Below are 22,814 nucleotides of genomic sequence, written 5' to 3'. Positions count from 1 at the left end.
TTCTCAATCAAAAAAGACAGGAAAAACCCTCCTGTCTCAAATACCTTTATTCCAATGTCTGATCTTTATACCGTGCCTGATCCTCTTTGCTCCTGGTCCCTTTCTCTACATGCTGCGTTTCTTCCCCCATTCCCTTTAAAAAGGTAAGGAGCAGGGTAACTGCCCGGTTCACTTCAGGGTCTTTGAGAGATTTCGCGAGATCGAAATAGCCCGTTTTTTCGTTCGTTTCTTTGTTTACAGCCACTCTTGCAATTCCGGAGTTCACTTTCATTAAGAACGGCTCAAGCTGTTTGACGTTAATCATGCCCAAAACACCAGTCATCAGAAGCAGATTTTTTATGGTATTGGCTGTTTCTTTGTTGTCAGCGGTTTTTACAAGTATGTCCAGGATTTTGTCCCCCTGGCCAAAAAGTCCTTTCATGAGCGAGAGAATGCCCTTATCCTGCATATGATCAAGGATTTCAAGTGTGTCCTTGATCACTTCTTTATGAGTGATCAAGGCATCTTCGATTTCTCTTAAATCCCGGCTTCTTTTTTCTTCGTCCGATATTTCCTGCCGGACAATGGTCTTAGTCGCTTTTGCCACTGCTTTTCCCCTCCTTTTGAACAAGATCTCCCGGAAACACGTAATCTTTTCGTTTCCACTTTCGTTCAACTTCAACGCCTCTTTGCGGATTTGGATGGCCAAAACGGAAGTTTGTCCGCGGCAGAGGATTCACTCCTTCTGTCTCAAGAACTTCAAGCTTGGCCTTCACTTCTTTATAGGCAGGGGTATCTGTATCTTTATCGGCATAGCTGCTCGTAATCAGATTGATCGCCGCCTCCCCGGAGTCATTCATCGGCAAGTAAACTTCTTTCCCCTTCACCCTTTCTGTTACGATGCACTGCACTTTCACCTTTCCATACGGTGAAATGAGTCTTACAAGAGAGCCGTCTTTTATTCCCCGCTCCAAAGCGAGCTCTGGTGAAACTTCAAGGAAGGTCCGCGGTGTTTTGGATGTAATCCCTTCGGATTTGTATGTCATATTGCCTTCATGGAAATGTTCCAGCAGACGGCCGTTGTTTACATGGATGTCAAATTCTTCGTCAAATTCAACCGGTCTTGTCCATTCCACCGGATGAAGGCGCGCCTTGCCGTCCGGAAAAGGAAACTCATCCAAAAAGAGGACGGGTGTATCTGTACCGTCCGGCTTTACCGGCCAGACAAGACTGCTGTAGCCTTCAAGACGTTCGTAAGTGACTCCTGCAAAAAGAGGAGCAAGCTGTGCTGCTTCTGCCATAATGTCTGAAGGGTGATCATAGGTCCAGCCTGCGCCAAGCTGATTGGCAACATCCATAATGATCTTCCAGTCAGGTTTAGAATCTCCGAGAGGTTCCAGCACTTCGTAGAGTCTTTGAACTCTCCTTTCTGTGTTTGTGAAGGTCCCTTCTTTTTCAAGACTTGGACTTGCCGGCAGGACAACATCTGCAAATTCAGCCGTTTTTGAAAGAAATAAATCCTGCACAACAAAAAAGTCGAGCTTTTCATAAGCAGCATGAACATAGTTCATATTAGAGTCCACTACACCCATTTCTTCCCCTTTTAAATACATCGCTTTTACACTGCCGTGATGAATGCCGGCAACCATTTCATGATTGTTGAGGCCTGGCTCGGCAGGAAGTTTCACTCTCCAGGCTCTCTCGTACTTTTCTCTGACAGTATCGTCCGTTATTTTTTCGTAGGACGGCAGCCGGTCAGGCATGCTGCCGAAGTCGCTTGCCCCCTGGACATTGTTATGGCCTCTCAGCGGATACGCGCCGGTATGAGGTCTGCCATAATTGCCCGTTACAAGAAGCAGATTTGAAATGGCCGTGCTTGTATCACTTCCGCCTGAGTGCTGCGTCACGCCCATGGCCCAGAGGACAACCGTGCTTTCCGCTTCGTGAATCATTTTTGCGATTCGAATCATCTGCTCTTTCGGAATTCCTGAAAGCTTTTCTGCTTCATCAAGCGTGAATTTCTTGATGCTTGAGAGGTAGTCTTCAAATCCATTGACTCTATTTTTAAGAAACTGGCGGTCTTCCCATCCCTGTTCAATCATGTAATTTGTTACAGCTGAAAGCCACACAAGATCCGTTCCGGAAGCAGGCTGGATAAACAGATCAGACCGCTCTGCCATTTCATGCTTTCTGAGATCCGCCACGATCAGCTTTTGACTGTTCATCTTGTTGGCCCGCTTAACCCTGGTTGATAATACAGGATGCGATTCAGATGTGTTTGAGCCGATGATCAGGACCAGTTCTGCCCCTTCAATGTCTTTGATTGTTCCAGAGTCGCCGCCGTACCCGACTGTGCGGAAAAGTCCCATTGTGGCCGGAGTCTGACAGTACCTGGAACAGTTATCAATGTTATTCGTCCCGATGACCGCTCTTGCAAGCTTTTGCATCAGATACGATTCTTCATTCGTACATTTGGAAGAGCTGATGAAGCTCAGAGCATCCGGACCGTACTCACTTTTAATTTCAGTGAATTTTTTTTCAATCAGGGACAGAGCTTCTTCCCATTCTGCTTCTCTGAAGTGGTTTCCTTCTCGGATCAAGGGTTTTGTCAGCCTTTCTTCACTGTTTACAAAATCCCAGCCGAACTTTCCTTTGATGCATGTGGAGATTCCGTTTGCAGGAGCATCCGGATGGGGTTCCACTTTAAGGATCTTGCGGTCTTTTGTCCAAATGTCAAAGCTGCATCCGACTCCGCAATAGGTGCAAACCGTTTTTGTTTTCTTGATGTTCTCATCCCTCATAGCAGATTCCATATCCGAAATGGCGAGAATAGAGCCGTAGCCGGTTTCCACATTTTTCGTCAGTTCAATCATGGGACGGAGCGTCTGTTTGCTGATTCCAGTCAGATAACCAGCTTCCCCCAGCATGCCTTTTTCCATCATGGCATTGCACGGACACACAGTTGAGCAGTGGCCGCAGGAGACGCATGAAGATTCATTAATGGGAACACCGTTGTCCCAAATGACACGGGGCTTCTCTCGCTCCCAGTCAATGGAAAGCGTTTCTGTTACTTGAACGTTCTGGCACGCTTCCACACATCTTCCACACAGAATGCACTGATCAGGATCATATCTGTAAAATGGATTGGACATATCTTCTTTGTAAGGTTTCTGAGTAAAAGGAATGCTCTGATGATTGATTTTCATCGCTTTTACCGTATTATGTATATCGCATCCGCCGTTGTTGTAGTCGCAAACCGTGCAGTACAATTCATGATTTTGCAGGATTCTGTCCATCGCGATGAGCTGTGCCTCTTTCACCTCGGGAGATTCTGTATCCAGTACATCTCCAGGATGTATCTCAGTTGAACAGGCTCTTCTAAATTCACCGTTCACTTTAATAAGGCATGTGTCGCACGTCTCAATCGGCCCAAGACTCTCGTGGTAGCAAACGGAAGGAACGTCTGTCCCCTGACTTTTTAACAGCTGAAGTGCTGATTGGTTTTCATCAGCATAAACCTTCCGCTTATTCACTTGAATAAACTGTTTTTCAGACAAAAGAACCTCTCCTTTCTAAGAAACCTCTCTCTCTGTATTTCTTTTTCCATCGTTTGAATTCCTTTTCGGCAATTATCTGAAAGCGCTTACTGAATAAAGGTAAACGAAACCCGGGCATGTTCCCGGGTTTACCCGCCGCTCACAGGCGGTATAAAGGCGATCGTATCTCCATCATGCAGCACGGTGCTGTCATCTGCAAATTCTTCATTCACTGCAATCATCGCCGTATGAATGCCCTTAAGCCTGTATGTTTCAGAGAGAACCTCTTTCATTTCACCTGCAGTCATGCCGGCAGCCTGCATTTGAACGCTGCTTTCTCCGGCCTGGTCCCCAAGATGGGCGAAAAAAAGAATGGTAATCATGCAAGCTCTCCTTTCCCCGTTTTGCCTTCCGGATAGGAAACAGTCTCAAGCTGGTTCCCGATCCATTCCGTACCGTCATCCCAATGCTCTTTTTTCCAAATAGGGACGATTTCTTTTATCCGCTCAATCGCATATTCATTGGCTTCATAGGCGGCCTTTCGGTGAGGGGATGAAACGGCAATGACGACAGCCGCTTCTGAAATCTCGAGCCTGCCGGTTCTGTGTGTAATGGCTGCTGCTGTCCCCGGCCATTTTTCACTTATTTCTTTTCCGATTTGCATGAGCATTTTTTCTGCCATCGGCTTATATGCCTGGTATTCCAGAAACAGCGTTCTCTTTCCATTTGTCATTTCGCGAACCGTTCCGATAAATAGGGTAATGGCACCGGCATTTCGGTTTGCTACTTTGTTTGCCGTTTCTTCTGCTGATATCGGCTTTTCTGTTAGTTCAAATAGACTTTGATTCATACTGTTTTTTCACAACCTTCATTAAAAAATCCAAATAGAGATGCTCCTCATCATGAAAACTGAAAACAGGAACACTTGTATGAACCATTTCCTTCTTATCCGCAATGACACAAACAATTCCATTTAGTTCAAGGAGACTCAGGTCCTGTTCGTTTCGTATGCACACTGCTTTTGGATACAGTTCATGTTTATAGCCTTCAACTAAAATGAGATCCAAATCAAGCATGCTGTAGATCTTCAGCAGTTCTTCAAGCGTCCATGATCCAGATCCAAGCGACAGCTGAAGAACGCCGCCTCCTTCAACTCCTGCAAGCTTTGAGCCGGCCATTAAATGCTTCCCGCTGTCCTTTTCTTTCACGATCTGATCAGGAGTTCCGCCGTGGCCATGATGTTTGATTGTCCCAGCCTTATAGCCTTCATTGTGTGCCTTTTTGATCAGCTGTTGCATCACGGCGGTCTTTCCTGAATTCTGAAAGCCTGTTATCTGCAGGATGGCGCGTTGTTCACCCAAGGCCATTCACTTCCCTTTTGATCGTCCAGCAAAAGAATGTCCGTCATCATTCCTGCTTTATATCCTCTTGTTCCGCCCGGAAGCACGATCAGGGCATTCGCATCAGCCAGCGAAGATACGGCACTTGACTTATCGAATCCTGACGGCACGGCTTTTATAACTCCGTCTTCATAAACGATGGTTCCGCGAACAAATCTTGTAAAGGGATTTGCTTTCTCAAAATGCGTTCCTAAAACGGCTTTTTCTTTTCTGATGTGGGGCTTTCTGCTGAAGCAGCAGAACCTGATCACGGGCCTGACAAACAGTTCAAAACCGACGAAACAGGCTGAAGGATTTCCCGAAAGACCAAAGAGGAGTTTCCCGCGATGTTCAGCCACAGTCGTTACGCTTCCGGGCCTCATGGCAATCTTATTAAAAAGGACGGATGCGCCAATTCTTTTATAAATATCAGGCAAATAATCATAGTCACCGACTGAAACACCGCCTGTCGTCAGCAGCACATCCACTTTTAAGAGGGCGTGCTGAACGGCATCTGTGCATTGATCAAGGTCATCGCTGAATTTGCCAAGGTAAAGAGGTTCTCCTCCTGCCCGTTTAATTTGGGAGAGGAGCATATATGTATTGCTGTTGCGGATTTTTCCGTCCTCGAGGGGTTCATCAGGGTTCAGAAGCTCGCTCCCTGTTGTAAGAACGCCAATAACCGGTTTTTTAGCAGCGGGAACTTTTGCATACCCGAACGCTGCCAGAAGGGCTGATAGTCCCGGTGTAATGAAAGAGCCCTTTTCAGCAAGGACTGTACCGCTCCTCGTATCTTCTCCCCGGAATGAAATGTTTTCGCCCTGCTTCATCTCTCTCTTTAATTCCACTTTTGACCCATCAAGAGGTTTTGTCAGCTCGAGCATCACAACGGCATCAGCCCCTTCAGGCAGCTTGGCGCCGGTCATAATTCTTACTGCCTGCATGTATCCGATTTCCCCTTCAAAGACAGATCCGGCACCGATTTCTCCAACAACTTGAAAGGCTGCTCTCTTTTCTCCTGAGAGTCCTGCTGTATCAACAGATCTGACAGCATATCCATCATAGGGGGAGCGGTCAAACGGCGGAACATCATGATCTGCAATGAGATCTTGTGCGAGAAATCGGCCGTAAGACTCCTCAAGAGGAATATGTTCCGCGCCGCCGCGAATGGCATGAGCCATTACTAGACTTACAGCTTCTGAGACTGGGATTGGGGTTCTTATTTCGATCATGGCTACCCTCCTATATGGGACATTTCAATCTTTTGTCTGGCTTCTTTTTTATTCATCCGTTCATCTGAATAACGGTCATGGCGGAGATTCCAGACATTCGCAATCTCTGCTTTTAGCATTGCGTCATCTATATTTGAACGAAGCAAAGATCTTAAGTCATGGCCTTTTGAAGCAAACAAGCATGTGTAAAGAGTTCCCTCAGCTGAAATTCTGGCCCTGGAGCACGTGGAACAAAAAGAATCCGTCACTGATGAAATGACGCCAATCTCACCGGAACCGTCCATGTATTCATACCTTGAGGCAACCTCGCCCGGATATGCCGGCGGTATCGCTTTAAGAGGGTATTTATCCTCAATCACCTGCAGTATTTCCTGCTTTGATGCCACTTGAGAGAGCTCCCACCCGTTTGCATTGCCGACATCCATATATTCGATGAACCTCAGCGTGTGTCCTTTTTCTTTAAAAAAAGAAGCCATGGGCAGAATTTCCGTCTCATTTACACCTTTTTGGACAACCATGTTTATTTTCACCGAAAGGCCGGCTCCTGCCGCTGCCTCAATTCCTCCCAGTACCTGGGCTGCTTCACCTCTCTTGCCATTCATGGATAAAAAGAGATCTGGATTCAGCGCATCAAGACTCACCGTTACTCTCTTTAATCCTGCTTCAGCAAGCTCCGAGGCAAACGTTTTCAATAATGACCCGTTTGTGGTCAGTCCGATGTCGTCTATTCCGTCGACATTTCTAAGCATGGCAATCAGTACCGGAAGTTCTCTTCTAAGAAGAGGCTCGCCTCCTGTAAGGCGGATTTTCTGCGTGCCGAGTGAAGCAAAGATCTCAGCCAGTCTATGAATCTCTTCAAATGTGAGAATGCGGTCAGATGATAGAAAAGGATAATCTTTTCCGAAAAGATGTTCCGGCATGCAGTAGCTGCAGCGGAAATTGCATCTGTCTGTAACAGATATGCGCAAATCTCTTAACGGCCTGTCCAGTGAATCCAGGATCATTAATTTTCCTCCCTTCTATAAAATCTTAATTCTATTGGAATGTGTATATATATTTAATGAACAGTTCCGGATAAATCCAACGGCTGTAATCCCAAGCTCCTCAGCCAGATTAAGTGCAAGCGTTGTCGGAGCTGATTTTGAAAGCACGATTTCACAGCCGATTTTTGCGGTTTTGAGAAGAATTTCAGAGGATATTCTTCCGCTGAAAACAAGAATTTTCCCTCTTGTGCTGATGGCGTTTTTTAAGCAATAGCCGTAAAGCTTATCAAGGGCATTGTGCCTGCCAATATCCATTCTGCTTACGATTATGCCGTTTTCATCGCAAAGCGCTGCATTGTGAACGCCTCCTGTGCTTTGAAAAATGTCCGCAGTGCGCTGCAGTTCATTCATCAGGGAAAAGCACGCATCCGCATGAATCGCTGTAGTTGGTTTGAGAGGTTTTACGACTCTCGCATCGTTGACAAAAACAAAGCCCGGCCTGCTCATGCCGCAGCACGAGGTAAGATAGCGTTTGTTCTGCATGTGGATGATGCGGTTTTCTTTAGAAAGGGTGACGTGGGCAAATCCTTCTTTTTCCTGAATCCATATCTCCTTTATGTCTTCAAGCTTTGAAATAAAGCCTTCAGATGCCAAATACCCGATCACCATATCTTCGAGAAATTCGGGAGAGCTGACCATTGTGACAGCTTCTTCCCCGTTCAGTTTAACAGTGAGGGGATATTCCGTCACAATCTCATCTTCCGCCTGAGCCGCACTGCCGCCAGACAGTTTCATAATGCTTCTGATTTCCGTTACCGGCTTCATGCTTTGTCCCCCCATTCCCTGCCATTCTTTGACCTAATGATAATCCAACAGCCTGCAATTGAAAAGCAGAAAGGGGTCTCCTTTTTAGGAAACCCCTGAAGTATTATCCTTTAAACGGCTTCATATTTTTTCCGTAAAAGATTTCATCCATTTCAATTTTCAGTCTGTCTGTTATCTCGTTCCGTTCGTTTTTCGTCAGCTTGTCCTTCGTGTAGCCAAACAAATAGTTGTTCAGGTCAAACTCCTTCAGTTTGCATTTCGTATGAAAAATATTCTGGGGGTACACGTTCACGTCAATCATGTCGTACGCCTCTTTTACCGATTCAGGTATGTAGTTCTGAATGGAATTAATGTCATGGTCGATAAACAGCTTTTCCCCATTGATGTCGCGCGTGAACCCTCTTACCCGGTAATCCATTGTCATAATATCCGTATCAAACGAATGAATCAGGTAGTTCAGGGCTTTAAGCGGTGAAATTTCTCCGCATGTAGATACGTCAATATCTGCTCTGAAGGTACTGATGCCTTCATTCGGATGATATTCAGGATACGTATGAACCGTTATGTGGCTCTTATCAAGCTGCATCACCACAGAATCAGGCAGCGGTCCCGGAGATTCCGCATAGGACTCTTCAGGCACTTCAACGACCGGTCCTTCAGATACAAGAATGGTCACACTTGCACCCTGAGGCACATAATTCTGCTGGGCAATATTCAGGACATGAGCGCCGATAATATCTGTCACATTCTTTAAAATCTTTGTCAGTCTTTCGGCATTATACTGCTCGTCTATATAGTTTATGTAGGCTTCCCGTTCTTCTTTTGTTTTCGTATAGCAAATGTCATACATGTTAAAGCTAAGCGATTTCGTCAGATTGTTGAATTCGTGGAGCTGGACTCTCTGCTCAGACACAGGCATTTTCCCCTTTCTTCGCTGAATCTCTGATGCACATACGTTTTTATAATACCCACTTTGCCATTCAGCAAACGGCCACTTTTTCATTTCTATTTTCGAAAAGCGTGATGATTGCCAATGCCTTATGAGCTCAATTCTCATATAAATAGTAATAGATAAGATAGATAAGGAGATGTAAACCGTGTCAAATCAGAGACAAAGACAAAGAAGGTCCCGCTGTATTTTTCCGGAGTACAGATGGTGCGGCCCAGGGTGCAGCGGACCGGGTATGCCGATCAATGATGTGGATGCATGCTGCCAGAAGCATGATCTGTGCCTCGACAGCGGGCGTTCATCCTGTGATTGCGACCGTGCTTTTATAGAATGCCTCCGGCCTAAAATAAACCGGGAAACGGAAAAAGGCCGCAACGCTGCATTTATGTATAGAATTATGAAGCTGAAAATGATGTTTACGTGCGGAAGATAAATTCAGGACTCAACACTCGGGGATTCCCTCATAGAATACAGTAAATCTGTTCGAAATGAGGGGAAAGCATGAATGAAGAAAAAAAGAACATTGATGTTTTCGGCGCCTGGCTGATTGTGGCCGGCACCCTCCTGAATGCTTCGGGTGAAACCATTGCCCTTACAGGGTCTGAACGCGCTGCACTTAAGGCAACCGGAGCAGGAAACGCCGTTGAAGCATCAGGCAACGCACTTCAGGCTGCTGTCAGATCCGGTGAACCCCAAAACCGTCTAAGTGCTTTTGGCGCATGGGTGCAGGCTGCCGGCAATTCTGCAAATGCTGCGGCGAGAGTCCCTCTCTTGTCAGGCGATCTTCGGGAAGGTTATCAACTTGATGTGATTGGGAATACTGTTCAGTCAATCGGCGCCGCTGCAGAAGCCATTGCTGCTTCTTACGCCCTGGATCGGCTCTTTAAAGAACAGCTGACCGCAGGATATGTGCTGATTGCCGGCGGAGCTTTCATTGACGCTGTCAGCGGCGTCTATTTTTTAAAGGAACTGCCTGAAAAAGGCCGGACGCTCGGCTGGTTTGGCGGATATTTGCAGGCAACAGGAGCTTTACTTGCTGCTGATGCCCTGACTTCTGAACCATAATGGAAACCGCCGCTCAGGCATTCCATTATACATACTTCAATAAAAAGGCTGTTTAGGAAAGATCATCCAGGGTAAATAGAGAGTACTAACAACAGATTGAGGAGGAACTCTTATGAGCTGGAAGAAAAAAGGACTTGCTGCAGGAATGACTCTCGCCATTATGCTGAGCGGACTTGCCGCATGCAGCGACAGCGAACAGGAAGAAATGGACAATGAAATGGAAGAAGAAGTGAATGAAGAAACCGACAGCGATGTCGTTGATGAAGACAAAGAGGAAATGGAAGAAGAGGGGCAATGATGCCCCTCTTCTTTTTGGTTGAAAGCTGCTGTAGTTTGAAGCACTTACGTGACGTCCCTGGACCGAGTTTGTGCTGTTAATCTGAGTCTGAAGCACTAAGTTGACTTAGCTCAATTGAGTTTGTGCTGTTAACCCGAGTTTGCAGCACTAAGCTGACTTCGCTCAACCGAGTTTGTGCTGCTAAACCTAGTCTGTTGCACTAAGTTGACTTCACTCAACTGAGTTTGTGCTGTTAACCCGAGTTTGCAACACTAAGTTCCATTCGCTCAACCGAGTTTGTGCTGTTAACCCGAGTTTGCAACACTAAGCTAACTTTACTCAACCGAGTTTGTGCTGATAACCCGAGTATGCTGCACTAGGTTGACTTCACTCAACTTGTGCTGTTAACCCGAGTTTACAGCACTCCTCCTGATTTTTAATGCCGTCGATCCAGCACTCTCACTCATCCCTGAAAATCGTCACATCCGAATGCCTCTTTTTCATTTGCGCGGCCTTTTTTCGGTTTTCTGCACTTTCAAAGAGGATGTCAAAATCATAATCTTCCGGATACAGCTCTTTTGCGGCAATGTGGAGCTGAATGCGTTTGTGATTGATGGTTTGTTTTTCGCCCTTTACAAAAACCGTATAGTTTCCGGCTTTATCTGGTCCGCTGTGAACGATCGCGAAGTCCCCGGTCGCCTTAATCTGTACATTGTCTCCCTGACTGAAGGTTTCAAGAACCGCTTCATCTGTCTTTGTACGCTTTGGCCTGTGCTTCACTACGGAAATTTGTTTTTCAAGCTCTTTCCGTTCTAAAAGATCGTATCTATCCTTTGCATACTTTTTCGCTTCCTTGTATGTGATCTGATGGGCTTTTTCAATCAGCTCGGGATGCATGCCGAGGCGGAGTGCTATGGAAAAAGCCTGGCTTTCTCCCCCCTGGCCGATCTTCAAGCGGTATGTGGGTTTAAGAGTCTCCAGATCAAATTCCATAGATCCATTCATAAATCCATCGGTGGTGTCAGCAAATTCTTTGATTTCACTGTAGTGCGTTGTCGCAAGCAATGTCGCGCCTTTCTGATGAATTTTCTCCAGGATGACCTGGGCAAGACCCATTCCCTCTCCTGGATCTGTTCCTGATCCAAGTTCATCAAGGAGAACAAGTGTGTATTCGTTTGTCTGCTTTAAAATCGAAATAATATTGGTCATGTGAGAGCTGAACGTGCTCAAGTTCTGCTCGATGCTCTGCCCGTCCCCGATATCAAGCAGAATCTGTCTGCAGATACCGATTGAACTGTCTTTTTTTGCAGGAATGTGAAAGCCCGACTGAGCCATTAAAACGAGCAGGCCGACTGTTTTCAGAACGACCGTTTTTCCGCCCGTATTGGGACCGGTGATGACAAGAGACTGAAATTCACTCCCTATTTCAATTGTAAGGGAAACAGCACCAGAGCCAAGCAACGGATGTTTGGCATGAATAAGTGAAATGACCTTCTCTTCATTGATAGACGGAGATGCCCCGTCAATTGATCTGCTGTACTTTGCCTTTGCAAACAGAGCATCATAATGCACCATGACTTCAATGGACTGCTGCAGCTCTTTTTCACTGGCTTCTGCAAGTCCCGTTAAGTAGCTCAGCACTTTTTCTGTTTCAACATCCTCCTGAGCTGCTAAAAAATCGATTTGATCCTGCAGCGCTCCCGCTTCTTCAGGCTCAAGGTAAATGGTTGATCCTGAAGCAGATGTATCCAGGATCGAACCCCTAATTTTGCCTTTATACTCTCTTTTCACAGAAAGGCAGAGCCTCCCTCCGCGTTCACTGATGGTGCTGTCCTGCAAGTAGGTTTTGTATTTTGGCGATTTCACCATGCTGTTCAGCTTTTCTTTCAGTCTGTCAAGTGCGATTGCAAGCTGCTTTCTCACTTTTGAAAGGTCTTTGCTTGCAAGATCATCCACCATTCCGTTGCGGATGCAGCGCGTAATTTCAGCAGCCAGATCCGGCAGTTCTTCAATTCCGTAAACATAAGAGGCAACTCGTGGTGCCAGCGTTTCTTTGTCCTTCATAAACCTTTTCATTTTCAGGCAATCTTCAATAAAAGAAAGAAGCTGCGTTAAATGATGGGGCATCAGCGGTGTTCCTTTGTGCAGCATGCCTGTGATTCCTTCTATTCCTTCAAGCCCTGAAACCGGCACACTTGAGCTCTTTTCCAAAATGGTGCAGGCTTCATCCGTTTCCGCCAGCAGCGCCCGTATTTGCTTTGCATGAAAAAGCGGCTGCAAGCCCCTGATTCTTATTCTCCCGGACTCTGTCATGGCAAAAGAAGCGGCCGTTTCCTTAATCGTTTCAAAATTCAATATGTCAAATGTATGTTGATTCAATGGGTTAACCTCCAAATAGTAAATGAACACAAAAAAGCCGCAATGAACAAACCTGTTCATTGCGGCTGAAATGGTTAATGGAATGCTTTCATTTTCCATACTGCTCTCATCCTTTACTGGAAAAAAGAAAAAACTGTGCAAATAGACACAGCCCTGAGCAGGTCCCTCTCATATGCTATGATTTGTTCTTAACTTATCCTTCATGCGCATGATTAAATAAGCGCTTCAAATTACAACATTTTGAGCGCTGGCGCTACCTGAAAGACCGTATGAAATTACGGATTAGTTAAGAACGGCACCTAACATATAACAAAACCCCTTTTTTGAGGATGATGGTATGGAAAATTTAAATAAAAGCTATTTCTAATGTATGTCACAGCGTCTCTTTTGTCAAACCCGATTGCAGCGGCAGATTTGAAATGTTTTCTTTCTTATTATAAGATGAATGACATCTGCAAAAAAGAATTCAGGAGGTGCAGAAATGGATTATACAGTGAATCATATGGGAGACAGTACGATGCTCATTGAGTTTGGTAAAACGATTGATCAAAAAGTGCACGAGCATGTTCAGCAGGTGTTCTCATTTTTTGAAAAACAATCGCCCGACTGGATGATTGAGTGTATTCCTGCTTTTACTACGGTTGCCATCCTTTATGACCCTGTCAAAGTTTACAGCCATACGAAAAAAGCGCTTCCCCACGAAACGGTAACAGACTACATAAAAGACACATTAAGAAACATAAGCACGCTTCAACCAGCTGAAGGAAGAAAGGTTGAAATCCCTGTTTGCTACGGAGGCGAGTTTGGCCCTGATCTGGCATTCGTTGCAGAACATAACAGCCTGACTCAGGATGAAGTCATCAGAATCCATTCTGGAACAGAATATTTAGTCTACATGATCGGCTTCGCTCCTGGTTTTCCCTACATCGGAGGAATGTCAGAAAAAATTGCCGCACCGAGAAAAAATACTCCGAGAACGAAGATTCCTGCAGGTTCAGTAGGAATTGCAGGGAACCAAACAGGCATTTATCCGATTGAAACGCCAGGAGGATGGCAGCTCATCGGACAGACTCCCCTCCCGCTTTTTCAGCCTGAAAGTGAATCTCCGAGTCTACTAAAAGCAGGAGATATGATCACATTTAAACCAATTACAGCTGAACAATTCAAGGATGAAAAGGAGAAGAGACCATGACCATGCTTGTTAAAAAGCCGGGTCTTCTTACAACCGTGCAGGACCTCGGACGCTATGGCTATCAAAAATACGGAGTCATTGTAAGCGGATCAATGGATACCCTCTCCCACCGGATTGCCAATCTCCTCGTTGGAAATGATGAACATGAGGCAGTCATTGAAATGACGATGATCGGTGCGCGGTTTGAGTTTCAGGACGATGCACTGATCAGTATATGCGGCGGAGATCTATCCCCCACCATTGACAGCAGGCCTGTAAAAATGTGGAGACCTGTTTTAATCAGAAAAGGAAGCATTCTCTCTTTTGGACATGTAAAAAAAGGCTGCAGAGCCTATCTTGCTGCCGCTGGCGGTTATCTTGCTCAAAAAATCATGGGAAGCAAATCAACCTACTTAAGGGCAGGAATCGGCGGAGTTGACGGCAGGGCGCTGGAAACGGGGGATGTAGTCGAAATTGGCGGAAGATCACCGTTTGCTGACTTCTGGTTCTCACAGCTCCAGCAAAGAGAGCCTTATACAGAACTTGACTGGTCCGTATCTCCCGAATTTCATCCTTTTGTCAGAGAAGAAGAAAAAGTACAGCTGGTGAAAGGAAGGCAATACGGTGATTTTTCAGACGAAAGCAAAAAAGCACTGTTTTCTGAACCGTTCAAGATCACTCCGCAATCAGACAGAATGGGCTATCGCTTGGAAGGACCGAAACTCCAATTAAAGAAAAAAGAAGAAATGGTTTCTGAAGCCGTCAGCTTCGGCACCATTCAGGTTCCGGCGGATGGAAATCCAATCATCCTGCTTGCAGACAGGCAAACGACCGGAGGCTATGCGAAAATCGGACAGGCAGCATCGATTGATCTTCCATACCTCGCCCAATTCAAGCCTGGAGATACGATTCACTTTAAAGAAATCTCTATAGATGAAGCCCAGAAGCAATTGCTTGAAAGTGAAAAAATGCTGCATCATTTAAAAGAAGGACTTCATCTGAAATTACATGCTGGGAGATGAGACTATGCGGAAAGTAGATATTAACTGTGACATGGGAGAAAGCTTTGGTGCATACACCATCGGAAGCGATGAAGACATTCTCGGATTTATCACGTCGGCAAACATAGCATGCGGTTTTCATGCAGGCGATCCATCCACAATGAGAAAGACTGTACAGCTTGCTCTTCAGAAAAACGTGGCGATTGGAGCACATCCCGGTTTTCAGGATCTTGCCGGTTTCGGAAGAAGAAACATGGATTTAACGCCGCAGGAAATATATGATCTGGTCGTCTATCAAATCGGATCACTTGCTGCTTTTACCGCTTCAGAAGGCGGTAGAATGCATCATGTTAAGCCGCACGGGGCACTTTATAACATGGCTTCTGTTAATCGCCTTATTTCTGAAGCGATAGCTGAAGCTGTTTATAAAGTAAACCATGATCTGATTCTTTACGGACTTTCCGGAAGTGAGCTGGTAAAAGCCGGGGAAAGACTTGGACTGAAGACGGCAAATGAAGTCTTCGCTGACAGGACCTATCAGGATGACGGCACTCTTACTTCGAGAAAAGATCCCCGCGCACTAATAACGGACCATGAATCAGCAGCAGATCAGGTCATCCAAATGGTTCAGGACGGGACTGTGATTTCTGCTGCAGGAAATACTGTTTCCCTTAAAGCAGATACAATCTGCATTCACGGTGACGGAACACAGGCACTTGAATTTGCGCGTTACATAAAAGCAAGACTTTTAGAGTCAGGCATCAGCATTTTGAGCACAAAAGACGTTCTATCATAAGATTTTGGAGGTACAGCCATGAAAAAACAATCGAATTTTAGTTTGCTGATGGGCGCAGCATTCCTGATGGCAACATCAGCTATCGGTCCTGGCTTTTTAACCCAGACTACTCATTTTACTCAGACGCTTGCAGCAAGTTTTGGCTTTGTTATTTTAATGTCTATTTTAATTGACATCGGCGCACAGCTTAACATCTGGCGAATTATTGCCGTTTCCGAAAAGCCGGCTCAGGAGATTGCAAATGCTGTTCTTCCCGGTCTTGGCACTTTTCTTTCCATCCTTATCATCCTGGGCGGACTTGCTTTTAATATCGGCAACATTGGCGGTGCAGGTCTTGGAACGAACGTGATCTTCGGCGTTTCGCCAGAACTCGGCGCTCTGCTCAGCGGAATTGTCGCCATCGGAATTTTCCTTGTGAAAGAAGCGGGCAAAGTCATGGACCGCTTCGCACAGGCTATGGGGTTTATTATGATTGCCCTGACCGTATATGTGATGTTTTCGGCCCAGCCTCCTCTAGGCGAAGCAGCCGTAAAAACATTTGTGCCGGATGAAATAGATTTTCTGGCCATTGTTACACTGGTCGGAGGAACGGTTGGCGGATATATAACGTTTGCGGGCGGACACCGGCTTTTAGAAGCAGGAATTAAGGGGCAGGCTGCCCTGCCCCAAGTAACAAAGAGCTCAATCTCTGCCATCGGCATTGCATCTCTAATGAGAATTTTCCTTTTCCTTGCAACGCTTGGCATTGTTTCGCAGGGCTTGCAGCTTGACCCTGCCAATCCCCCGGCATCTGTATTTAAACATGCTGCAGGCAACATCGGCTATAAAATGTTCGGTGTCATCATGTGGGCAGCAGCCGTCACATCTGTAGTCGGTGCAGCTTACACGTCTGTTTCCTTTATTCGGACATTCAGTCCCGTAATAGAGAAACACAGCAAATGGTTTATTGTCGGCTTTATCGCTGTTTCTACAGCCGTGTTTGTCAGTATTGGCGAACCGGTAAAAATTCTTATCCTTGCAGGTTCTTTAAACGGCCTGATTCTTCCCCTCGCATTGGGAGTGATGCTGATCGCCGCTCACCGGGTAAAGCTTGTGGGAGACTATAAGCATCCAATATGGCTGACAGTCTTTGGTATTGTCATTGTCATAACGATGGCGGTCATGGGCGGATATTCGCTCTTTACAGGAATCCCTAAACTGTTTTAAACAAAGAAAAAAGCCCCAAGAGGCTTTTTTCTTTGCTTATTTTCCGAGTTTTTTCTCAAAATATGCTTTATTGCTTAGAACACTCTTGTCTTCAGGACGGTATTTCCTTGCTTCTTCATTGTGATAATACGCTTTTTCCGTCTCCCCCAGCCTGTCATAACAGACACACATCTGAAGATGGGGATACCATGTTGAATACGCAGGATAGCTGAAGCTCCATCTGTTTTCATCCGGCACTTCCTCTGTTGCCCGTTGATACCAGTAAATAGCTGCTCTGAACTCTTTTTTGCGCTGAAGATTGTACCCTATGCGGCTGCAAGTTTCTGATCTCGGTGTTTTTGAAAAACTAAACGATTCAAAAAGAGATTTCAGCTCCTGATCCAGGTCTCCTAAAAACCGGTAGCAGTCCGCTCTGTTAATACACGCGTATACCTTATCTTCAATCCATCCTTCCTTCATATTTATGTTTTTCGTATAGCTTTCAATCGCTTCCGCGTAATGTCCGTTCTCCCGCAGCTCATTTCCGTAATAAAAATAATCTCGTGCCCCGAATTCGTCTCCGCGTTCAATTTTCATCTTATAGATATTCAGATTCCGGCCGACCGCATGCCCTGTTTTTTTATGGGTAATGGCGATATCGGAATTGATGATGTTGCCGGTGACGTTCAAATAATTATGAACGTCTCCCTCCCACCTGTAGTTTTTAGACGTTTTCACAAGTCTGTTTCGTCTGTACCGGAGTGTCACATTGCCGAACTCATCTGTGCCGGCATTATAAAACATGGAAACAGAATCAACTGCAGGATCAAGTGTTTCCTTTAATTTTCTCAGTTTTTCCTGATCCTCTTCCGACAAAATGTCATCAGCATCCAGATAAAAAATATAGTCTTTCGTAGCATGTCTGAATGATTCGTTTCTTGCCGGGGCAAACCCCGTCCATTCATGATGAAAAATACGGTCTGTATATTGTTTGGCAATCTCAATTGTTTTGTCCGTTGAGCCTGTATCAACAATATTAATTTCATCCACGATATCTTTTACACAATCCAGACACCTGGCCAGAACCTCTTCTTCATTTTTTACGATCATGCACAAGCTTATGGTTACCATATCATCTCTCCTTTTCCTTCAATGAACGTCACCATTTTGATTTTATGACTGCAGGAGTTTGTACTTTAACCGGAATTAAAAAAAGATTCATCAAAATGATGAATCCTTTCTCTCCTGCTATGAGACGCTGAACAGGATTGTTTTCGCTCCGGTTAAAGTTGATCCGCTGTTTACAAAATAATAGTTTGAAGAAGTATCAAGAACGAGAGGCCCCGTCCATGTAATGGTTCCGAACTGGCTGCTGAAAATCCCTGCAGGAGGCACGTCAGATACAGAACTGCCAACAGTGAAATTCCCATTAATGAAAGAATTTGTAATTTCGGAATACACTGCAATATTTACAGTACTGTTAATTCTGCTGTCCAGCATTCTCTGTAGCCGGAGTCCGTCGTGGATCATTGTACTGATCTGGCTGTTGTACATATAGGTGTTTAGCTGGCCCTGATGCCCCGACTGGACAATTCCCCCGACGACATTCGCATTGTGCATCTGAAACTCAATCGTCGTAAACGGATCACCTAAAGAAACATTTTGAAAAATCACATTTCCGCTTATAATCGCTCCATCTGTGTAATTGGTATGCGTGCTGACAGATGTGCCGTTGTCAAATGTACCGACAACCGTTACGGGCCGCGCACTGAAGGCTGGACCCTGATTCAAGTAGAAATCTTCAGCTGCCTGACTTGTCTGAACCGTAATGTTCCTCGGAACGGAAGACGCAAAATTCGCCAGCGTCGAATCTCCAAGCTGCCATGGACCCAATCCAAGAAGCTGCACATGACGTGCAGGCGGGATAACCACGTCTTCATTGAAGGATGAATTCGCTGCTATCAAGATGATAAGCCTTGCTCTCATCCCCAGTGATACGGCAAACGGACTGGAAGTGGCCGCTGTTATGGCAGCCTGTAATGATGTGTACGGATTGGACGGTGTTCCGTTTCCAGGCCCAGTTGCATTAGAATCAGCCCAGATGATTGATTCCTGTCCCCATTCAAATATGCCAGGACCTGTTGAACCGGTTGGACCTGTTGCACCCGCCGGACCCGTAGCGCCTGCCGGACCTGTTGCACCCGCCGGACCTGTTGCGCCTGCCGGACCTGTTGCGCCCGCCGGACCCGTAGCGCCTGCCGGACCTGTTGCACCCGCCGGACCTGTTGCGCCTGCCGGACCTGTTGCGCCCGCCGGACCTGTTACGCCCGCCGGACCTGTTGCGCCTGCCGGACCTGTTGCACCCGCTGGACCTGTTGCGCCCGTTGGCCCGGTTAAAGGCTCTATCGTTAAAAGCGCAACATCATCTGCAAGGATTGCAGCACTGCCAGCCTGAGGCAGCTTGTTTATAATAACAAGCGCCTGAGCAGTGCCTGCAGGTGCAGCTGAGGTTGTCTGATACACCTCAAGCCACGTTCCGGTCTGTACATTCGGTAGGCGGTTAGATGGAATTGATGTGATCAGGCCGTATCCAAGAAATGCAAATCCCGCCGTGTAATAGGCTACAGTGATTGAAACAGGCGGACTTGGCTGTGGCCCATTTTTAGCGAGTGACACTAAAAACTCGAATCGTTCTGTAGGTGCAGCTGATACAAATTGTGAGATAAAAGCATTTACTGTACCTCCGGAAAAACTCGCTGCAAATGAGCCGCTGTGTGAAAATAATCCAGTGATGGAAGCCCCGGTTGCACTCCAGGGAGGGAATGAACCTGTTTCAAACCCGCCGTTTACGATTTTGTTTTGAATACTCAATTGTTCCCCTCGATTCTTGATTGTTATCGTTTCTACATGACATAATATGTCGAATTATGAAAAAGGATTGTATCATAGCCTTAATCTAAAAAAATCCGCATGCAATGGCATACGGACTAAATGTTTTTCCTGAAACTACTCTACGCGAATAATCGTTAAAGCTGCACCTGTTGAACCGTCTCCAAGCAGAGTCGCAGCTCCGAGCAATCCGAAGAATTGAAGGGAAATCAAATCTCCAGCTGTCAGGTCAACTATAGAAGAACTATTGTACTGATTCAGTCCAACGGCAGGTGTAATAATTGTACCCGGTACCGGAGTTCCGCTGTTTACAATTCTTGAGCTGGCAAGCAGTCCCGCAGTTGCGTTGATCTGATAGCTGATATAGTATCTTCCTGATTCAGGGACCGTAAATACAGAATCAGTTGCGTCTACAGCAAATCCATCCAGATTCTGAATGCTGCCAAGCGGAATATTCGTTCCTCCAAGTACTATGGCAATTATAGTTCCTTCTGTATTTGCTGCGTACATTGAGCTTGAAGTAATACTGGATCCAGTCGGTCCCGGAGCACCTGTAGGACCCGGAGCACCTGTTACGCCCGGAGCACCTGTTACACCCGGAGCACCTGTTGCGCCTGGAGCACCCGTTGCGCCCGGAGCACCTGTCACGCCTGGAGCACCCGTTGCGCCCGGAGCACCTGTCACGCCTGGAGCACCCGTTGCGCCCGGAGCACCTGTCACGCCTGGAGCACCTGTTGCGCCCGGAGCACCTGTTGTGCCCGGAGCACCTGTTACGCCCGGAGCACCTGTTGCGCCCGGAGCACCTGTTACACCTGGAGCACCTGTCACGCCTGTTGCACCTGTTGCACCTGTTGCACCTGTTGCACCTGTTGCACCCGGAGCGCCTGTTACGCCCGGAGCACCTGTCACGCCCGGAGCACCCGTTGCGCCTGGAGCACCTGTTGCGCCCGGAGCGCCTGTTACGCCTGGAGAGCCTGTTGCGCCCGGAGCACCTGTCACACCCGGAGCACCTGTTACGCCCGGAGCACCTGTTACGCCCGGAGCACCTGTTGCGCCTGGAGCACCTGTCACGCCTGGAGAGCCTGTTGCGCCTGGAGCACCTGTTACGCCTGGAGCACCTGTTGTGCCCGGAGCACCTGTTGCGCCTGGAGCACCTGTTGCGCCTGGAGCACCCGTTGCGCCCGGAGCACCTGTTGCACCTGGAGCACCTGTTGCGCCTGGAGCACCTGTCACGCCTGGAGCACCTGTCACGCCCGGAGCACCTGTTGCGCCTGGAGCACCTGTCACGCCCGGTGATCCGGTTGCTCCTCTTCCAGTTGGTCCAAACAATCCGTCAACTGTTGTTAAGAAGATATCGTCCACAAGAACATCAGATGATGATACTCTCGGCAGATTATCTACAAGGACTAAAGCCTGTGCAGTCCCGAGTGGAGCCAGATCTGTCAGCTGATAAATTTCATTCCAATTATCTGTATCGATAAACGGAATACTGTCTTGTTCAATGACTGTAATCAGTCCATATTGAATAAATGTAAATTCTGCATCATAAAAAGCTACTGACAATGTAATAGGAGCACTGAAATCAAATCCTGTTCTTGCTAAAGAAACCTTTAATTCGAAACGCTCTCCTGGATTTGCCTCCACAATCTGATATACATATCCGTTTTGGAAATCTCCTGAAAGGCGTGCTGAAAAATAACCGCTGTGTGAAAATTCCCTTGTTATACTTGCATTGAATGGAATCCAGCTGCTGAAGCTTCCGGTTTCAAAGCTGCTGTTGGTAATTCTATTGACAAGCGTCACTTAGTTCCCTCCTGTAGAAATAGAGTCTTTTCTATCTCTTTATTCTATGAATCTCTCAGGAGAGTGATATAGTCGTTGGACTAGAAATATGAAAATGGGCAAAAAAATAACCTGCAGATGAACATTCTGCAGATTATTCTTTCCTTTACCAGTTCTCTGTTACTCTGAACATGGCTGTAACAGTATTTGTTCCAGGTCCGGCAAGTGAAGCAACAGCAAGTGTAACAATTTCATTATCCGGCAGTTCTGTGTCTAATAGAAGTTCTGTAGTCAATACACGTGTTGAAGAAGACCCTGATGCAGCTGCAAGCCCCTGAAAAACAACTTCTCCCCCGGTTATTGTTGTAGAAGTAGTGTTGACTAAAAGGGCTGTTTCGTTATTTGGGATATTGGTCGTTGCAGTTGGAAAAGTTGTGAAAGTGCCATTCACCGTACCACCTATAATGACTTGAAATGCCAAATCTACATTTGTAATGATCTCAGCCGATTCAAATAAAACCTGAACCGAATTTGGTCTGCCTGAACCAGCCGGAAAAACCGGTTTTCGCGTGAAGGAAATTAAGGGAGTCAGAGTTGTCGTAATATTTGTGACGGTTCTCCGCTCTGACGTATTCCTAAAGACAGGTTCAAATTTCCCAATAATACTGTACTGCCTTCCGCCAACAAACAAGTTAAATGGCGCAGCAGTACCGTTATTTTCAACTTCAGCCCTAAGCGGCAGATTCGGGTCCGTGAAACTGGTCTGCCCCGTTGGATCAAAACGGTGTACGGTTATAACTTCCTGCGCAAGTGTAACCGGATTAGGCACGACTACCCGGAATTCAATGACGCCGTATCCATACCAGGTGAAGACTATCAAAAAGATGTTGCCGTCAGCCAAATCGAGGGTTACTCCGCTTGGACCAGTTCCGTTTAACGGATCTACATTCCAAGATGCCTGGGGGATAAGAGTATCTGTTCCCGCTCTTCTTATCCCTACATATATATTCGTACTGCTGTTGCCGAAAAAAGCACCATTCTGTGAGTCGTAAAGTCCCCACTGCGCAGTCTGGTTACCAACAGGAGCTACAGGCTGCCTGACAGCAATCCCTGATTCACAAGCATACCCCGGCTCATATCTTCCTCTTTCTGCACTGTCCAGAATGGCTGAATCTGCAGCTCCAGTGGTGGTTAAAACAAATTCGGTAGCATTATTCGTTACCGTACCTGTACCCGCGGTTGTAACAATATCCCTTAGATCTGATAAACCATAGGTGGAAGTTAGCTCAATGATGGACGTTTTCTGGGCAGTCATCAGCTCGCTGAACTGGGAACTGACATCAGGGCCAACATTGCTGATTCTAATATCAGCCATATGAAATCCCC

Annotated in this window: 21 protein-coding genes; 7 read left to right on the top strand and 14 right to left on the bottom strand. The window is 46.3% G+C overall.

Annotated elements, in window-relative coordinates:
* Window positions 1-46: 46 nt before the first annotated feature.
* The 9 genes from RKD52_RS11495 to speD form a co-directional block, all read right to left on the bottom strand.
* On the bottom strand, window positions 47-586 hold the full coding sequence (locus tag RKD52_RS11495; RefSeq protein ID WP_454099851.1) for a DUF1641 domain-containing protein: 540 nt from the start codon (window positions 584-586) through the stop codon (window positions 47-49).
* Complete coding sequence (gene fdhF, locus RKD52_RS11490) at window positions 570-3,536, bottom strand: formate dehydrogenase subunit alpha (RefSeq protein WP_454099850.1); 2,967 nt, start codon at window positions 3,534-3,536, stop codon at window positions 570-572. The genes RKD52_RS11495 and fdhF overlap by 17 nt, the downstream gene beginning before the upstream one ends.
* A 128-nt stretch (window positions 3,537-3,664) precedes the next feature.
* Complete coding sequence (gene moaD / locus RKD52_RS11485) at window positions 3,665-3,898, bottom strand: molybdopterin converting factor subunit 1 (protein WP_454099849.1); 234 nt, start codon at window positions 3,896-3,898, stop codon at window positions 3,665-3,667.
* Window positions 3,895-4,365, bottom strand: a complete 471-nt coding sequence (locus RKD52_RS11480; RefSeq protein WP_454099848.1) for a molybdenum cofactor biosynthesis protein MoaE — start codon at window positions 4,363-4,365, stop codon at window positions 3,895-3,897. The genes moaD and RKD52_RS11480 overlap by 4 nt, the downstream gene beginning before the upstream one ends.
* On the bottom strand, window positions 4,346-4,882 hold the full coding sequence (gene mobB / locus RKD52_RS11475; RefSeq protein WP_454099847.1) for a molybdopterin-guanine dinucleotide biosynthesis protein B: 537 nt from the start codon (window positions 4,880-4,882) through the stop codon (window positions 4,346-4,348). The genes RKD52_RS11480 and mobB overlap by 20 nt, the downstream gene beginning before the upstream one ends.
* Window positions 4,846-6,126 carry a molybdopterin molybdotransferase MoeA gene (locus RKD52_RS11470; RefSeq protein ID WP_454099846.1) on the bottom strand — a complete coding sequence of 427 codons (1,281 nt, stop codon included), beginning with the start codon at window positions 6,124-6,126 and terminating at the stop codon, window positions 4,846-4,848. Before RKD52_RS11470 ends, mobB begins: the two co-directional genes overlap by 37 nt.
* A gap of 2 nt (window positions 6,127-6,128) precedes the next feature.
* Window positions 6,129-7,130: a GTP 3',8-cyclase MoaA gene (gene moaA, locus RKD52_RS11465; protein ID WP_454099845.1), complete on the bottom strand. Its 1,002-nt coding sequence runs from the start codon at window positions 7,128-7,130 to the stop codon at window positions 6,129-6,131.
* Window positions 7,131-7,145: 15 nt separating this feature from the next.
* Entirely contained in the window at window positions 7,146-7,934 is a 789-nt protein-coding gene (gene fdhD / locus RKD52_RS11460; RefSeq protein ID WP_454099844.1) for a formate dehydrogenase accessory sulfurtransferase FdhD, read from the bottom strand.
* A 103-nt stretch (window positions 7,935-8,037) separates the two neighbouring features.
* Window positions 8,038-8,847, bottom strand: a complete 810-nt coding sequence (speD, locus tag RKD52_RS11455; protein WP_282034607.1) for an adenosylmethionine decarboxylase — start codon at window positions 8,845-8,847, stop codon at window positions 8,038-8,040.
* Window positions 8,848-9,031: 184 nt separating this feature from the next.
* Between speD and RKD52_RS11450 the strand changes: the two genes are divergently transcribed.
* From RKD52_RS11450 to RKD52_RS11440, 3 genes are all read left to right on the top strand, one after another.
* A complete protein-coding gene (locus RKD52_RS11450; RefSeq protein ID WP_454099843.1) occupies window positions 9,032-9,316 on the top strand; it encodes a phospholipase in 285 nt (94 codons plus the stop codon).
* Window positions 9,317-9,384: 68 nt separating this feature from the next.
* Window positions 9,385-9,948, top strand: coding sequence for a DUF6944 family repetitive protein (locus RKD52_RS11445; protein ID WP_454099842.1), 564 nt, complete (start codon window positions 9,385-9,387; stop codon window positions 9,946-9,948).
* A gap of 112 nt (window positions 9,949-10,060) precedes the next feature.
* A complete protein-coding gene (locus tag RKD52_RS11440) occupies window positions 10,061-10,246 on the top strand; it encodes a hypothetical protein (RefSeq protein ID WP_454099841.1) in 186 nt (61 codons plus the stop codon).
* A gap of 438 nt (window positions 10,247-10,684) precedes the next feature.
* Here the strand turns inward: RKD52_RS11440 and RKD52_RS11435 are convergent, their stop codons facing one another.
* Window positions 10,685-12,604, bottom strand: coding sequence for an endonuclease MutS2 (locus tag RKD52_RS11435; protein WP_454099840.1), 1,920 nt, complete (start codon window positions 12,602-12,604; stop codon window positions 10,685-10,687).
* A 481-nt stretch (window positions 12,605-13,085) separates the two neighbouring features.
* Here RKD52_RS11435 and pxpB point away from each other — a divergent pair, with 481 nt between their 5' ends.
* From pxpB to RKD52_RS11415, 4 genes are read left to right on the top strand one after another with little or no spacing between them, the layout of a single operon-like run.
* Window positions 13,086-13,796 (top strand): 5-oxoprolinase subunit PxpB, encoded by a 711-nt coding sequence (gene pxpB / locus RKD52_RS11430; protein ID WP_454099839.1) that lies wholly within the window; start codon window positions 13,086-13,088, stop codon window positions 13,794-13,796.
* Complete coding sequence (locus RKD52_RS11425) at window positions 13,793-14,797, top strand: 5-oxoprolinase subunit C family protein (protein ID WP_454099838.1); 1,005 nt, start codon at window positions 13,793-13,795, stop codon at window positions 14,795-14,797. The genes pxpB and RKD52_RS11425 overlap by 4 nt, the downstream gene beginning before the upstream one ends.
* 4 nt (window positions 14,798-14,801) lie before the next feature.
* Entirely contained in the window at window positions 14,802-15,572 is a 771-nt protein-coding gene (locus RKD52_RS11420; RefSeq protein ID WP_454099837.1) for a LamB/YcsF family protein, read from the top strand.
* Window positions 15,573-15,590: 18 nt separating this feature from the next.
* On the top strand, window positions 15,591-16,778 hold the full coding sequence (locus RKD52_RS11415; protein ID WP_369733265.1) for an NRAMP family divalent metal transporter: 1,188 nt from the start codon (window positions 15,591-15,593) through the stop codon (window positions 16,776-16,778).
* A 36-nt stretch (window positions 16,779-16,814) separates the two neighbouring features.
* Here the strand turns inward: RKD52_RS11415 and RKD52_RS11410 are convergent, their stop codons facing one another.
* The 4 genes from RKD52_RS11410 to RKD52_RS11395 form a co-directional block, all read right to left on the bottom strand.
* Window positions 16,815-17,888, bottom strand: a complete 1,074-nt coding sequence (locus RKD52_RS11410; RefSeq protein WP_369733266.1) for a glycosyltransferase — start codon at window positions 17,886-17,888, stop codon at window positions 16,815-16,817.
* A 117-nt stretch (window positions 17,889-18,005) separates the two neighbouring features.
* Complete coding sequence (locus RKD52_RS11405) at window positions 18,006-19,628, bottom strand: NTTRR-F1 domain (protein ID WP_454099836.1); 1,623 nt, start codon at window positions 19,626-19,628, stop codon at window positions 18,006-18,008.
* A 135-nt stretch (window positions 19,629-19,763) separates the two neighbouring features.
* Window positions 19,764-21,449, bottom strand: a complete 1,686-nt coding sequence (locus RKD52_RS11400; RefSeq protein ID WP_454099835.1) for an NTTRR-F1 domain — start codon at window positions 21,447-21,449, stop codon at window positions 19,764-19,766.
* Window positions 21,450-21,594: 145 nt separating this feature from the next.
* Complete coding sequence (locus RKD52_RS11395) at window positions 21,595-22,803, bottom strand: hypothetical protein (protein ID WP_454099834.1); 1,209 nt, start codon at window positions 22,801-22,803, stop codon at window positions 21,595-21,597.
* Window positions 22,804-22,814 lie beyond the last annotated feature (11 nt).

The sequence above is a fragment of the Metabacillus sp. SLBN-84 genome, from assembly GCF_053629595.1.
Note: the sequence above shows the minus strand (reverse complement) of the source record. Positions and strands in the feature narration are given on the sequence as shown.

Bases quoted from the DNA above. Each gene is read 5' to 3' on its own strand.
- moaD (WP_454099849.1), bottom strand. From the start codon at position 3,898: ATGATTACCATTCTTTTTTTCGCCCATCTTGGGGACCAGGCCGGAGAA.
- RKD52_RS11480 (WP_454099848.1), bottom strand. From the start codon at position 4,365: ATGAATCAAAGTCTATTTGAACTAACAGAAAAGCCGATATCAGCAGAA.
- mobB (WP_454099847.1), bottom strand. From the start codon at position 4,882: ATGGCCTTGGGTGAACAACGCGCCATCCTGCAGATAACAGGCTTTCAG.
- RKD52_RS11470 (WP_454099846.1), bottom strand. From the start codon at position 6,126: ATGATCGAAATAAGAACCCCAATCCCAGTCTCAGAAGCTGTAAGTCTA.
- moaA (WP_454099845.1), bottom strand. From the start codon at position 7,130: ATGATCCTGGATTCACTGGACAGGCCGTTAAGAGATTTGCGCATATCT.
- fdhD (WP_454099844.1), bottom strand. From the start codon at position 7,934: ATGAAGCCGGTAACGGAAATCAGAAGCATTATGAAACTGTCTGGCGGC.
- RKD52_RS11445 (WP_454099842.1), top strand. From the start codon at position 9,385: ATGAATGAAGAAAAAAAGAACATTGATGTTTTCGGCGCCTGGCTGATT.
- RKD52_RS11440 (WP_454099841.1), top strand. From the start codon at position 10,061: ATGAGCTGGAAGAAAAAAGGACTTGCTGCAGGAATGACTCTCGCCATT.
- pxpB (WP_454099839.1), top strand. From the start codon at position 13,086: ATGGATTATACAGTGAATCATATGGGAGACAGTACGATGCTCATTGAG.
- RKD52_RS11425 (WP_454099838.1), top strand. From the start codon at position 13,793: ATGACCATGCTTGTTAAAAAGCCGGGTCTTCTTACAACCGTGCAGGAC.
- RKD52_RS11420 (WP_454099837.1), top strand. From the start codon at position 14,802: ATGCGGAAAGTAGATATTAACTGTGACATGGGAGAAAGCTTTGGTGCA.
- RKD52_RS11415 (WP_369733265.1), top strand. From the start codon at position 15,591: ATGAAAAAACAATCGAATTTTAGTTTGCTGATGGGCGCAGCATTCCTG.
- RKD52_RS11410 (WP_369733266.1), bottom strand. From the start codon at position 17,888: ATGGTAACCATAAGCTTGTGCATGATCGTAAAAAATGAAGAAGAGGTT.
- RKD52_RS11395 (WP_454099834.1), bottom strand. From the start codon at position 22,803: ATGGCTGATATTAGAATCAGCAATGTTGGCCCTGATGTCAGTTCCCAG.